This is a genomic window from Lactovum miscens (assembly GCF_014202895.1).
Lineage (GTDB): Bacteria > Bacillota > Bacilli > Lactobacillales > Streptococcaceae > Lactovum > Lactovum miscens.
In genome coordinates, this window is sequence record NZ_JACHHV010000002.1 from 31,568 (window position 1) to 46,501 (window position 14,934).

11 protein-coding genes and 1 riboswitch are annotated in these 14,934 nt (G+C 35.7%); of the genes, 1 reads left to right on the forward strand and 10 read right to left on the reverse strand.

The features are described from left to right. Window positions 1-192: 192 nt before the first annotated feature. The 10 genes from HNQ37_RS00895 to dapA all read right to left on the reverse strand — a co-directional run bounded on the left by HNQ37_RS00895 (window position 193) and on the right by dapA (window position 13,398). On the reverse strand, window positions 193-1,830 hold the full coding sequence (locus HNQ37_RS00895) for an ABC-F family ATP-binding cassette domain-containing protein (protein ID WP_183538388.1): 1,638 nt from the start codon (window positions 1,828-1,830) through the stop codon (window positions 193-195). Between the two features lie 198 nt (window positions 1,831-2,028). Beyond that, window positions 2,029-4,452: a glycosyltransferase family 2 protein gene (locus tag HNQ37_RS00900; RefSeq protein ID WP_246415544.1), complete on the reverse strand. Its 2,424-nt coding sequence runs from the start codon at window positions 4,450-4,452 to the stop codon at window positions 2,029-2,031. Next, entirely contained in the window at window positions 4,430-5,545 is a 1,116-nt protein-coding gene (gene wecB / locus HNQ37_RS00905; RefSeq protein ID WP_183538390.1) for a non-hydrolyzing UDP-N-acetylglucosamine 2-epimerase, read from the reverse strand. The genes HNQ37_RS00900 and wecB overlap by 23 nt, the downstream gene beginning before the upstream one ends. A 750-nt stretch (window positions 5,546-6,295) precedes the next feature. Further along, entirely contained in the window at window positions 6,296-7,117 is an 822-nt protein-coding gene (locus HNQ37_RS00910) for an SDR family NAD(P)-dependent oxidoreductase (RefSeq protein ID WP_183538392.1), read from the reverse strand. 422 nt (window positions 7,118-7,539) lie between these two features. Continuing rightward, complete coding sequence (locus tag HNQ37_RS00915; protein WP_183538394.1) at window positions 7,540-8,691, reverse strand: N-acetyldiaminopimelate deacetylase; 1,152 nt, start codon at window positions 8,689-8,691, stop codon at window positions 7,540-7,542. Window positions 8,692-8,701: 10 nt separating this feature from the next. Next, entirely contained in the window at window positions 8,702-10,021 is a 1,320-nt protein-coding gene (locus HNQ37_RS00920) for an aspartate kinase (protein ID WP_183538396.1), read from the reverse strand. Between the two features lie 37 nt (window positions 10,022-10,058). Beyond that, entirely contained in the window at window positions 10,059-11,033 is a 975-nt protein-coding gene (locus HNQ37_RS00925) for an aspartate-semialdehyde dehydrogenase (protein WP_183538398.1), read from the reverse strand. A 58-nt stretch (window positions 11,034-11,091) separates the two neighbouring features. Next, entirely contained in the window at window positions 11,092-11,802 is a 711-nt protein-coding gene (dapD, locus tag HNQ37_RS00930) for a 2,3,4,5-tetrahydropyridine-2,6-dicarboxylate N-acetyltransferase (protein WP_183538400.1), read from the reverse strand. 19 nt (window positions 11,803-11,821) lie between these two features. Beyond that, window positions 11,822-12,529 (reverse strand): 4-hydroxy-tetrahydrodipicolinate reductase, encoded by a 708-nt coding sequence (gene dapB, locus HNQ37_RS00935; protein WP_183538402.1) that lies wholly within the window; start codon window positions 12,527-12,529, stop codon window positions 11,822-11,824. Further along, on the reverse strand, window positions 12,526-13,398 hold the full coding sequence (gene dapA, locus HNQ37_RS00940) for a 4-hydroxy-tetrahydrodipicolinate synthase (RefSeq protein WP_183538404.1): 873 nt from the start codon (window positions 13,396-13,398) through the stop codon (window positions 12,526-12,528). The genes dapB and dapA overlap by 4 nt, the downstream gene beginning before the upstream one ends. A gap of 92 nt (window positions 13,399-13,490) precedes the next feature. Continuing rightward, window positions 13,491-13,654: riboswitch (Lysine riboswitch) on the reverse strand. A gap of 104 nt (window positions 13,655-13,758) precedes the next feature. Between dapA and HNQ37_RS00945 the strand changes: the two genes are divergently transcribed. Continuing rightward, window positions 13,759-14,931: a pyridoxal phosphate-dependent aminotransferase gene (locus HNQ37_RS00945; RefSeq protein ID WP_183538406.1), complete on the forward strand. Its 1,173-nt coding sequence runs from the start codon at window positions 13,759-13,761 to the stop codon at window positions 14,929-14,931. Window positions 14,932-14,934: the final 3 nt, after the last annotated feature.

A 14,934-nucleotide genomic window follows, 5' to 3' on the forward strand; every position in this document is an offset into this window, starting at 1 on the left:
TTCACTATAGTTTTATCTCTTTCTTTTAAAAAAGTACCAAACCAAAATTCATCTTATCACAGGTTATAACCCTCAATAAATTCACAGTATATTCAAGATTATAATACCCAGTACTCAAGCTTCCAAAAATAAAAAAACAAGTTATAACTTGTTTTTTTATAACCCAAAAGACTTTCTTTTGATAAAAAATAATTACTTCTCCCAAAGTTCAGCAACTTTTTTCTGGACCTCAGTATTTGCTAAGAAATCATCATAGTTTTCATTCACACGATCAATACATCCCTCTTTACCTAGTACAATAATATGATTGGCAATTGTTGAAATAAACTCGTGATCGTGCGTGCTAAAAAGAATTGAACCTTTAAAGTTCGTTAAACCATCATTAAGTGAAGAGATTGATTCCAAATCCAGATGGTTCGTTGGATCGTCAAGAACCAAAGCATTGGCACGGAGCAGCATCATCTTAGATAGCATCACACGAACTTTTTCACCACCTGAAAGAACTTTGACAGATTTCAAAGATTCCTCACCACGGAAAAGCATACGTCCTAGAAACCCACGAAGATATGTGTTATCGTCTTCTTCTCTTGTCTTGACAAATTGACGAAGCCAATCAAGGATGGAATCTTCACTATCAAAGTCTTTTGAATTATCCTTCGGAAGATAACTTTGTGATGTTGTAACACCCCATTTAATTTCGCCAGTCACTACCATATTTTCTGAAATATCACCAACTACCGCACGAAGTAGAGCCGTTTGTTGAATATCGTTTTGTCCAATCACAACAGTTTTATCACCAGGATTCAGAATGAAAGAAACATTATCAATAATTGTTTCCCCTTCAATCTTGACTGACAATTTATCCACACGGAGTAGATCGTTCCCGACTTCGCGGTCTTGCTCAAAGTTAATAAATGGATACTTACGTGATGATGGCACAAAGGCTTCAACTTCAATTTTATCCAACATCTTCTTACGTGAGGTTGCTTGCTTTGATTTAGAAGCATTTGCCGAGAATCGGGCAATGAATTCTTTTAAATCATTGATCTTCTCCTCTGCCTTGCGATTCTGATCCGCTTGCAGGCGAAGTGCCAATTCTGAAGACTGCTTCCAGAAGTCATAATTACCAGGGTAAAGTTTTATTTTTCCATAGTCTAGATCAGCCATATAAGTACACACATTATTCAGGAAATAACGGTCATGGGAAACTACGATAACGGTATTCTCAAAGTTAATTAGGAACTCTTGGAGCCATTCAATCGCACGAATGTCCAAACCATTGGTTGGTTCATCGAGCAACAATACATCTGGTTTCCCAAAAAGCGCACGCGCTAAGAGAACCTTAACATGGTCTCCTGAGGTCAAAGACGACATTAAATCATAGTGGACAGTGTCAGGAATACCTAAAGATTGAAGTAACTGAGCTGCTTCAGTTTCAGCTTCCCAACCACCCATTTCTGCAAATTCAGTCTCTAGTTCGGCCGCTTGTTCCCCATCTTTTTCTGTGAATTCAGCCTTAGCGTAAAGATCATCCTTAGCATCCCGAATCTCTGCCAAGCGAGAATTTCCTCCCATTACTACATCAAGCGGTGTCTGATCTTCATAGTCGAACTGATTCTGACGGAGAACTGACATTCGTTCATGTGGTCCCATTGATACATGACCTGTTGAAGGAGAAATTTCTCCATCCAAAATTTTTAAGAAAGTTGATTTTCCTGCGCCGTTTGCGCCGATAAGGCCATAACAATTTCCTTGTGTAAACTTAATATTCACTTCGTCAAAAAGCTTCCGGTCACTGAAAATCAATGAAATATCCGATACTGTAAGCATTATTTAAATCTCCAATTTTATTATAGTCAGTTGAGCCCAATTATGTTGATATAATTACTCAAGCTAAAATTTCCTATTTGTCTAATTTTATCATAATTTTTAACTATTTTCGTCTGACTCCTAGTGCATCCCTGCTTCATTTTTGGCTATTTGCACATAAAAACTATCATGTTGTTTATCCATGATAGTTTTTATGTGTTATTTTCTCTCAGTTTTTTTCCAGCTCTCTTGTGCACGAAAATGTCGGATGGCTGATTGTGGATAAATCTGAGATAAAACAGCCATAAACTTACATAAGTAATAGGTGTCCGTAATCACATTCAAAATTTTTATGCCCCCCTCTCTCTTTCGATTATAGAGAATCGCCCAAACTAAGTTTGTGAGAAGAATATAAATTGCCATAATCACAAAAATGATAATAAATGACCTGAATGAAGAAGTTACCCCACCTATAATAAAGAGATCAACCAATAAAACATAGGTAAAGAATACAATGAAATACTCTATTCCCATGATCCAAGGCTTTAGCAGAGTAAAAAGAAGCTCAATTTTTTGTATTAATTCTAATTTGTTTGATTTAAGAATTGGCAAAATGTATTTGGACGATTGAATATTTCCCTGACTCCATCGGACACGCTGCCTAACTAAGGCCTTGTTATCATTTAAAATTCCTGTTTGCTCAATAAAAATATCATCGTATTGTGTATTTTTTACATTCACGTCTTCCAGAAAAAGCCGCGTTGACAAGTCAAAATCTTCAACTAATGATTTTGTCCAAGGCTTTTCATTGAGGCCTTGCATTGTACTAAGTTTGCAAAATTGACCATTTCCTCCAAAAGCAACTGTATTTGTTAAAGTTCTTAAAGCTTGTGACGCGTTAATAATTTCCGAAAATTCCAAGTCTTGAGCAGTATCTCTGTTTTTTGTAATGACTCTGACTTTTGATTGAAGTCCAGTAAGAGCTTCATCTGCATTAAATGCAAGGTTTACCTTTTCAAAATAATTTTCTTCAACCTGTGTATCCGCATCAATAATCGCGATCAAGACATCATCAGCTGGAATTCCTTTTTTCTTTATTTCATCAGAAATCTGATAAAATGCCCAATTTAAAGCTTCTCCTTTTCCTTGTTGAGCTTCAGGCTTGATTCGTTTTAATACACTTAAACGATCATCCTGAACAGCTGATACCTGCTCTAGAGTTTTATCTTCACTAGCATCATCAATAATAGTCACTCGTAGATTGCGATATTTATTTCTTAATAGACTCTTTACTGTATTTTGAATAACTAATTCTTCATTCATACAGGGAATTAGAACGTACATGTAATAAGACTTCATTAAATCAACATCTTTTAAATCACTCGTTCGCTTTTTTCTACCATAGGCATACCATAAGGAAAAAGTTTCTGTGGTATAGAACAAAAAGACAAAGGCAGAAAAAACAACGAGGAGAATATTAAATATCTGCACAATATCCGATCCTAAGATGTTATTTCGATTAACTATATATTTGATATGTAGAAGATAAAGAATTGGAAAGGTCGAGAAAATATAAATTAGGAGTTTACTCCCCTGCCTATAATATTTTTTTAATCCTATAAAAAATACCAGTCCCATGATGAGAAAGATTTCTGCAATCTGTAGTATAAAATATGAACCAAAAAGTGTAGTCGTAAAAACATAGTAATCAGATGTTGAATTGAAGAGGTAAAGAATTAAAGCACAAAAAATGAGGGCTAATAATCCATAGATCATCGGTTTTTTGAAATTCAGCTTCTCACTATTTTCAAAATCCTCACTGTAAATCAAGAATGTCGCAGAAAATAGGACAACCATAACTTGAGTGACAACTAACAGTATCACTAACCAATTGCTTAAAACAGAACCGTAATCCATTTTTAAAGTATAGATAACATTTTCTTGAAAGAAGCTAAACAAATTTAAATGGACGATTTTAACTTTTAAAGTAAGGGCAACAAAATAGGAAATAAAACTTCCCAAAATGAAGAGAAGTGACATCACTAAGATTCTTTGACCAATTTTTTTGCGATTAGCTTCATCTGATTTATAAAAACCAAGATAGACAATTGACATTACTGGAGAGATTAAAAATTGAGGATTCATCATATCAATCACAGTAATAGTAAATGTCTTGTAATGAATAATTAAAATAATAGCCAAGGTTAATAAAGTTATAACCCAAATGGCTGCTAGAGCAATTGCTAAATTTTGTAATAACTGTCTTTTTCTTGAAAGAAAATAGGCAAAACCAACCAAAACGAGAATAAGAGCAAGGAGAAAGGGCTTATATAAAGAGAGGTTCATCCCCATCACTTCCCCCCCACTCGAATAAACAATTGATATGATTGAGCTATTGAGAGTATAAAGGGCAAAAGACGATAGTGCTATTAGACTAAAGATTCGAATCCATTTTGGAACCTTTTCCTTGTCACGAACGATCGTTGTTGCTCCAACAATTAATGGGATAATAAAGAACAACACAGCATAGGAATTATCTGCAAACGAAAGACCCGTAATTCTAAATAAAAGTTCTAAGTTAAATAAGAATAAGAAGATAAGACTAAATACAGCAATGGCATTATAATTTTTTTTGATGTTCATTTATAATATTCATAATTTGCACAGAAGTTGTTCCATCCCCATATGGATTTTTACTTTCTGTCATCCTTTCATATGCTTTTTGGTCTGTCAGCAATTTTCTGGTTTCTTTAACAATGTTCTCTTTTTTAGTGCCAACAAGTTTCAAAGTACCTGCCTCAACTCCCTCCGGCCTCTCGGTTGTGTCTCTCATAACCAATACAGGTATACCCAGTTGAGCTGCTTCTTCTTGTATTCCTCCGGAATCCGTCAAAATTAATTTTGTATGTTGCATAACATTATGAAAATTAACCGTATCTAATGGTTCAATTATTTTTATGTTAGGGTGGCTTAAAAGTTTCTGTGCTTTTTCACGAATCGCTGGATTGAGATGAATTGGATAAATGATCTTATGAGTTTCACTAAACTCATCTGCAATTTCAGCAATTCCTTCAAAGATTTCTTCCATTTCACTAAGGTTTTCTCTTCGATGTGCTGTAATCAAGATCATTTCTTTATCAGCTTGCCAGGATAAAACCTCGTGGCTATAGTCGTCTTTCAAGGTATACTGAAACATATCAATTGCACTATTTCCGACAACAAAAATAATTTCTTCTTTTTTCCCCTCTTTTAATAGATTTTGTCTTGTCAACTCTGTCGGCGCAAAGTGAAAATCGGCCAATACTCCAACCATTTGCCGGTTCATCTCTTCCGGAAAAGGTGAGTACTTGTTATAAGTTCTCAAGCCAGCTTCTATATGAGCAAGTTGAATTTGATTAAAATATGCAACAAGTCCACCTGCCAAGGTTGCTGCCGTATCCCCGTGAACTAAAATTAGGTCTGGCTTTTCTTGCTTTACAATTGGATCTAGTCCAATGATTGAAGAGGCTACAATATTTGCTAATCCAGAATTATGATCCATGATTTTAAGATCATAATCAATCTCAACCTTAAAATAATCCAGTAGGTCATTTAACATTTCCTTATGTTGACCCGTATTCACAATAACAAGAGGGTTACCTCGTCTTTTTGCTTCTTGAATCACCGGAAAAACTTTAATAAACTCGGGCCTAGTTCCAAAAATAAACATTAGCTTTTTTAAATTATTATCACTCATACTCAACTCTTCCATTTTCAAATTTTTATTTAATTATATTTTTTTATACATTTAAATCATGTTGTACAAAACTTTCTTTGAAATTTAGTCATTTTTCAAAATTTGTTCAACCGAATATACCATAAAAACACAACCTATTCAATACTATTTCAGTTATCTTTATGAAATATTTACCTCTTGTGTGAAATATGTAAAATATTGACATTTTCAAGATAGTTCAGAAATATAACATAATAAGAAAGCCAAACCCTATCTTATAATTACTTTCCCTTTAGTTTAAAAGTTGTCAAATTTAATTTTAGATTTTTGTTCAGACTATTAATCATATCAGCATATCTTATCTAAAACTTAAACCTTTTTATCTAAGACTTAGGTCTTAGTATAACTATCATGAAATCTACTATACTTGTTCTTGTAGGTGATTCCGACACCTACAACTCCTAAATAACTTTTCATAAATTACTCCTAAAAAGACTTGGCTTATGCCAAGTCTTTTAATTTAATGGAGTAAAATTTAAAATCAGTCAGTCTTCATATTGATGTATATAAACACAATCTTATAACATTGGATAATAATTAATTATACGGATAAAGACTTTTTAATAAATAAAAATATTGAAATTCAAAAAGTTGCACTTGAAAATTTTCACAAACTAAAAATACACCTCCCGATTAGGAAAGTTGTATTTTTAATGTCATCACAGAAAGATTTAATGGTTGTAAACTTGTTGTAAACCTTATTTACACATTTTAAATGTGTTTCAAAACAAAATCAAGTCCTTTACGCCAAAGTTTCGGATGTGCCTTCGCAACGCGTACCATCATTCGATCGCCTATTGAATGATAGTAGCGAAGTTCAGGTTTTGAAGCCGTTGCAGCCTTGTAAAAGTCTTGAGCCAGCTCTGCAGAAGTTGGGCCTCCCTTATAAACGCGTTCAAATCCTTTTTTCACCGTTGCAACAAGTGGTGCATAGGGCGAATCCGCTTGAAGATTTTTCTCAGCATTTTCTAAAGCGATGCTATTCCAATCTGACTTCGTGCTACCAGGATTCACACAGACTGAATGAATGCCAAATTGTGCAACCTCTGTGTCAAGCACATCTGACCACTGTTGAATTGCAGCTTTTGTAGCGTGATAATAAGCGCCTAAAGGCGTGTAAACATAGCCACCAACACTAGAAATGTTGACAATTCGACCAAAGCCCTTTGAACGCATAGTTGGTAAAATTAGTTGTGTCAATTCAACAGCACCAAAGAAATTCGTTTCAAATTGCTTACGAATATTAGCCATTGGAATTTCTTCAGCTGGCCCATACTCACCATAGCCCGCATTATTAATTAAAACATCAATTTGCCCCTGCTCTGCTAGAATTCGATCAACAAAGGCCCGATTGCTTGCAGAATTCGTTACATCTAGAGCTAAAGGAATAATTCCCTCATCCGTTGGAATCTTATCAACCCGTCGTGCTCCAGCATAAACAATCCAATCTTTGCTCGCAAACAATTTTGTTGCTTCTAAGCCCATCCCATTTGATGCTCCAGTAATAGCAACCACTCTCGAATTATCCTTCATACTAAGCCTCTTTTTCTTTTTATAAAAATATTTTTGTTAGTTAATAAAAGTTCAGAAAATGTAAACTAAGATTATCAAAACTTTTTCAATAGCCTTTATACTAGTTCATTTTAGCATAACTTTTCTTACTTGAATCTTAAAATATTTTATCTAGGACTTAGGTCCTATAATGAATAAATTTAAAAAAGTTATACTGATCTTGTAAGTGATTCCGACACTTACAACTCCTAAAAATTTTTCATAAATTACTCCTAAAACGAAAAAAGCTTGGCAACATCAAGCTTTTTTCGTTTTTTTATTCAAATTTAAGCTAGTATTATAAATAAGTAACTCCTTTTAAAAATATTTTAGATAAGCCAAAAGATGACTTTCGGGATGCACATCATTTAGGACACCCCTTTTTCGTAATATTGATGAGCTATTCAATTATCAATTTTTTTTGCATTAGCTCTTTGATAAATCCAGTCGTGTATCAGTGCAACGCTAATTTCAAGTTTTGATATATCAGGTGACATTTTGGAATGATGTAATGGATATTTTCCATCTACTCCAAGCCAAAACATCATACCAGGGAACTTTTGGAGGAGATATCCAAAATCTTCACCTGTCATCAGCGCATCAATCTCTTGGAAATTTCCACGAGCATTACAAAAATTAATAAATTTTTCAGTCAGGGCATGATCATTAACAACCGGTAGCCAAGCTCCCTGAATAAAATTAACTTCAACTTTACAGTTAAAAGATTTCTCAATTCCCTCTGCTACATCCTGTAATCTGTCTTTTACCTTTTTTAATGTCTCTGGTATAAAAGCGCGAATTGTACCATCAAGCTTGGCATCCCCAGCGATAACATTGGCAGTTTGTCCCGCTTCTAAATGTCCAAAGGTTAGAACTGCACTGTCTACCGGATTAACATTTCTCGAGATAATGGTTTGTGATATTTGAACAAAGCTAGTTGAGGCAATCAACATATCATTCGCATCTTGCGGAAAGGCTGCATGACCACTTTCGCCAGTAAATCTTACATGAACTTCACAGGTCCCTGCAAAAAGCGTTGAGGGGCGTGTTGCAATAACTCCACTTTTTAAATTTGGATTAACATGCAGTGCATAAAACTCATCGACTGACCATTTTTCTTCAAAGCAGCCTGCTTCATACATGAGCTTTGCCCCCCCATGATTTTCCTCTGCAGGTTGAAAAAGGAAGAGTCGATGATTCTCAGCAGGATGTTCTAAAGCGAGTTTGAGCAATCCAAGCGCTACCGTCATGTGAACATCATGCCCACATGCGTGCATTCGCCCTTCATGTTGTGATGAACAACTTAAACCGGTTTCTTCATCAACTGGTAATCCATCCATGTCCGTTCGCCATGCAATAGTTCTCCGCCCCACAGTTCCAGAAATTTTAATCAAAATTCCAGTTTTCCAAGTTTTAATCTGCACATCTTCGCGATCCTTAGTCCATACTCTGACCCACTTTAAAATAAGGCTTTGTGTTTCAAATTCCTCAAGGCCTATTTCAGGGATTTGATGCAGGGCATAACGGATTTCTTCAAGTTCTTTTTGATTGAGCATACATTTCCTATTATAATGATTTACTTACGAGTTCGTCATAAATAACTCGAATCGCTTCCTGATAAAATTGATCCTGAACTCCTAATATAATGTTTAGAGATCTTGGAGATTGAGCAATCATTTCAATCTCAATATTTTTTCTAGCCAAAGCAGAGAAAATTCTTTCAGTGAGATGACTATCTTTAATCAAAACTTCACCGACTATTGACAGTAAAGAGATCTGTTCTCTAACTGTTAGCTCCTCTGGTTTTAATTCTTCTTGAAGACTTTCTAAAAGCGACAACAACTTATTTTCAACTTCTTTGGCTTCTAGGATAATTCCAACTTGGTTGATCCCAGTTGGAATGTGCTCAATATTTATTGAATAGTCTTGGAATATTTTTAGTGTTTTTTGTAAAAATCCCTTTTCCGAAGACATCTGACCTTTGATAATATTAATTGAAAGATAATTTTTCTTACCTGAAATACCTGCAATTAAGTCTGGCGTCTTTTTATGTCGGCGTAAAATTACTGAACCCTCATCATTTGGTGCATTGGTATTCTTGATAAATAATGGTATATCCAAGGCTCGAATTGGATAGATGGTCTCTTCATGCAGTACGCTAGCTCCCATGTAAGATAATTCACTTAATTCATCATAGGTTAATTCTGCAGTACTCATGGGGTTTTCCACAATTGAAGGATCTGCTTTTAAAACACCAGATACATCAGTCCAATTTTCATATTTGTTTGCCTGAAGGCAACTTGACAAAATTGCTCCTGTAATATCTGAGCCCCCGCGACTCATCAGTCTTATTGTGCCATTTTCAAAGGCACCATAAAAACCTGGAATTACATATTTTTTTGTTGGATCAAGTCGCTCTAACAAGTGATGACCTGAAGCCTCAAGATCAATTTCTCCCTGAGAGTTAAAAATAATCACTTCTGCCGCGTCAACAAATTCAAAAGATAAATAATCTGCCATTAAATTGGCAGTAAAATTCTCTCCTCGACTCACTAAATAGTCTTCAGGAAGATTTTCACTCTCAATTTCTGCTCTCAATTCTTGGAGAGCTAATTCTATGTCATAAGTCAATCCTAACTCTGATTTCAAATCACGAAAACGTTGTGAAAAATTTTCCCATAATTCTTCATACGAAACTCTATGTTCTATGTGAGCTGAAATCAGATAAAGTAAGTCTGTCACTTTATCATCTGACTTTTCTTTTCTTCCAATTGCTGAAACTACAACCACGCGACGATTGAGGTCACTATTTATAATAGTTTTGACCTTTTCAAATTGTTGACGACTGGAAAGACTTGAGCCACCAAATTTTGCAACTGTTAACATTGGATTTTCCTCTAAATTTAATGATCGTTATCTATGTTTATTTCTTAAGTAGCTTCTCTGCAATCTGAACTGCATTAAGAGCCGCACCTTTTCGAATATTGTCTCCTGTACAATAAAAGAGCAAACTATTTTCTCTAGATAAATCTTTTCTAAGACGTCCTACGAAAACATCATCCACACCGTTAGATAATTCAGAAGTTGGATAAAGATGATGTGGACCATCATCTACAAAAACCAGACCCTCCTGATTCTGAAAGGCTTCGCGAACTCCTTCAAGTGTGAAGTCCTTTTCTAGTGTCACTTGGATACTCACACCATGAGAATTTTCCACAGGTACCCGAACACAAGTAGCAGAAATAGCTAAGTCCTCTTGATGAAGAATTTTTCGGGTCTCATTAACCATTTTCATTTCCTCTTTTGTATAGCCATTTTCAAGAAAAACATCGATCTCTGGAATTGCCGTTTTTGAAATGTTATGAGGAAAATATTGAGGCGCTTCTCCATTTTTAGTTCGTCTCAAATCATCCACACCTCTTTGTCCAGCACCTGAAACTGCCTGAAAAGTTGTGTAAGTAATTTGTTTAAGACCGTATTTTTTCTGCAATGCATAGAGTGGTAAAACAGATTGAATGGTGGAACAATTAGGGTTAGCAATAATCTTATTCATACTTGCGTCACCCTGATTAATTTCAGGTATAACCAAACCAATGGTTGGATCTTCTCTCCAAGCACTGGAATTATCAACAACTGTCGCACCATGTTCACGAGCAATCGGTGCAAACTTCTTGGAAATCTCCCCCCCAGCACTAAATAGAGCAAGATCAACATCATCAAAAGAGTGTTCATTCAACTCTTCTATCATATATTCAATATCATTAACTGTTACTTTTTTTCCAGCCGAACGAGATGAAGCAAGTAACTTCAAATCTTCATATGGAAAATTTCGTTCTTCAATAATCTTAATAAAGGTTCTGCCCACCAAACCTGTGGCGCCTACAATTGCTAAATTCATTCTTCTTCCCACTACTTCTAATAACTTAAATCTTCATTCATATTTTCTATTTAACTTTTTACAAATTACGCAAAGCATCTTCCAAGGCGGTTTTTTGCAAGGTCTGCTTATCAATCTTTTTAATAACTCTGGCTGGAACTCCTGCTACGACGACATTTTCTGGAACATCTTTGGTTACAATTGCGCCAGCCGCTACAACTGATCCATCACCAACTTGAACCCCTTCAATTATTACGGCATTTGCACCGACCAAAACATTATCGCCAATTCTGACGGGCTCTGCGCTGGCTGGTTCGATTACCCCAGCGAGGACTGCACCTGCTCCAATATGCGCGTGCTTGCCAACAGTCGCGCGACCTCCAAGCACTGCACCCATATCAATCATTGTATCCTGACCAATTTCTGCACCAATATTGATAATTGCACCCATCATAATTACGGCTCCATCACCTATTTTGACCTGATCTCGGATAATTGCGCCAGGTTCAATTCGTGCGTTAATATTACGGCTATCCAGTAAAGGTACAGCAGAATTACGTCCCTGAAATTCTACAAAATAGTCCCCACCTTCTTTAAGGTTATTCTCTATTAAAAATCCTTCAAGATGCTTCCAGTCGCCTGTCAATAAACTATTTTCCTGCCAAATTTCAATTCCTTCTGGAATTGTTTTAGTAAATCTGTTTCGCAAATAAACTTTGGTGAAAGTCTTCTTTTCTGAATTTCCAATAAATTGAATAATTTCTTGAGCTGAGAGTTTTCCTGCTTCCATCTTATTCCTATTGTTCCTTTCAATCTTTCTTTCCAAAAATAACATCATCCATTGTGTAGATACCTTTTGCTTGTTTACCTAACCAGATCAAAGCCCGAACTGCTCCATTCACAAAAATCATTTTTGAATGTGCTTCATGCTTCATTGAGAGAATTTCGTCTTGACCTGCAAATATGACCTCATGTTCTCCTACGATACTCCCCCCACGAACAGAATGAATTCCAATTTCATTAGTATGCCTAGGGGATACTCCCTCTCGCCCGTAAACTAAATGATCTACATCTTGATTGAGTAAAGTCTCGGCTAACATTTTAGCAGTTCCAGAAGGAGCATCTAATTTTTTATTGTGATGTTTTTCAATAATTTCTATATCAAACTCTTTACCCAACAGAGTTTGCATTTCTTTGATTAGACGTTTCATTACAATTATACCTACTGAATAATTTCCAGAATATATTACAGATACTTGGTTAGAGAGCTGATGAATTTCTTCAACCTGTTCAACGGTATAACCTGTAGTCGCAATCACAATCGGGCTGGGAAAATGACTAAGATGTGAAATAATTCCCCTTAAGTTATCTGGATGAGAGAAGTCTACTAAACCATCATATTGCTCTTTTGGAATCTCTTTTGAATAACTCACAGAATCCACCTGATGCCCTTTGTTCATTAATTCTTGCTTAATGAGTTGGCCCATAGATCCTTCACCAATGATAAGATATTTCATAATAATCCAACCTCTTTCAATGATTGCTTGATTAACTTCTTGTTTTCCTCACTTGGTTCATCTAAAGGTAAACGATAAATTCCATTATCTTTGGCTAAACTTTTCAAAGCAAATTTAACTGGAATTGGATTTGTTTCAATGGATAGGGTGTGAATTAAATTTAAATATTTCTGCTGAATTTTCAAAGATAGTTCCGAATTATTGGCAAAATTATCCACCAAAGCTTTCACTTCAACTGGACAAATATTAGCCCATACACTGATAACACCAACAGCACCAATCGACATCATTGGAACCACAATATCATCATTTCCACAGAACATAATGAAATTTTCAGACAGTACCGAGGAGAGAGACATGGCATAAGATATATTACCTGAAGCTTCTTTGATCCCTACTATATTTGGATGATGTGACAATTTTTCAATCACAGATATTGGAAGCTGATAGCCTGTCCGTGATGGCACATGATAAATGAATATCGGAATATGTACTTGGTCTGCGATCATTTCAAAATGTTTGATGGCACCGGAGTCGTTGGTTTTATTGTAGTAAGGAGTGATAACCAATAAACTGTCTGCCCCAAGGGCTTCAAAAGCTTCACACTTAATGATTGAAGTTCGCGTATCGTTTGAGCCCGCGCCTACCATTACATGAATTCGCCCCTTTACCTGCTTAACAACAAAAGTCAAGATGGACTTCTGCTCTTCAAATGTAATAGTTGGTGACTCACCTGTTGTGCCTAGTATAACAAGACCGTCTGTGCCTGATTCAATATGCCATTCAATCAACTTTTTGAGACGAGGATAATCAATCTCTTCATCTTTGGTAAAAGGTGTGATTAATGCAACAAAACTTCCTTTCAACATGTTTAACTCCTCGATTCTATCCACACAGTCATGTGGATGATTGTAAATAAAAAGACGTCCAAAGGCGCCTAGAATGATTTTATAATTTATTCATATCATCTAGCGCCAAGCCGAAGCTCGAGTGATACAGATATTTTCCGCATCCCCACGACTGACAAATGCCTTTGTCCTCGTTCGGCAATGGTTACCTTTCAGCTGAATCTTCGAATGCCTCCTCATCAACTTACTCATTTACATTGCTACCTCTATGCGCTGAGTATAACATTTTCTATTTCTTCTGTCTAGTTAAAATATTTTAAAAAGTGTATAATTGTTAGAAAATAATTGTCTGATAAAGAGAAGTCATTCAGAGGAGTACACGTGGATTTAAAGAACCGCCTTAATAAGAACTTAAATAAAATTACTGTCTCTGCAATTCGTTTATTTGACCAAGAAGTGTCAACAATTCCAGGAATCCAAAAACTTACATTGGGAGAGCCTAACTTCTTTACGCCGGATCATGTGAAGCAAGCAGCAATCAAGTCTATTCAAGATAATCAAAATCACTATACCCATAATGCCGGCTTAATCGAGTTGCGACAAGCCATCGCTGACTTTTATCAAGAGAAATATGCCCTTAAATTCAGAGCAGAAGATGAAATCTTAACAACCGTCGGTGTCACAGAAGCTATTTCCACTGTTATATATTCAATTATTGAAGCAAATGATCAAATCCTCATCCCTGCACCTGCTTACCCAGGATATGGTGCCCCAATTCTACTAAACGGTGGGGAAATTGTTGAAATTGATACACGTTCGGAAGGATTTCTGTTAACCCCATATCTGCTCGACAACACTTTGAAAAATTCACCCCGTGCTAAAGCTCTAATTTTAAATTATCCTTCAAATCCAACTGGAGCAAGTTACAGCAGAGAACAATTAGCACAATTGGCTAAAGTCATCTCTCAATACAACATTTTTGTGATCGCCGATGAAGTTTATTCTGAGCTCAGTTATTCTTTGGAAGGCCACCATTCAATCGCAGAATTTATCCCTGAACAAACAATTATCTTAAATGGGTTGTCAAAATCTCATGCTATGACGGGTTGGCGTATCGGATATATTCTTGCACAGAGAGAATTAATTTCAGAATTTACCAAGACACATCAATATCTAGTGACAGCAGCCTCAACTACTTCTCAATATGCGGCTTTAGAAGCACTAAGAAATGGCAAAGATGATCCTAATGTTATGAAAAAGGCTTATATTGAGCGCCGAGACTTCCTTGTCAAATCCTTAAAAACTTTAAATTTTCAAGTTATCAACCCAGCTGGGGCATTTTATATTTTTGCTAAAATTCCAGAGTTTGTTTCTCTTAATTCTCATGACTTCTTACTGGATTTTGCTAAAAAGAAATCTTTCGCTTTTATACCCGGCTCTGCGTTCGGGAAATTTGGTGAGGGCTATGTCAGAATCAGTTATGCTTCTTCAATGGAGGTCATCAAAAGTGCTATGAGCGCACTAGATGACTATCTAAAAGAATATTTAAATTAAAAT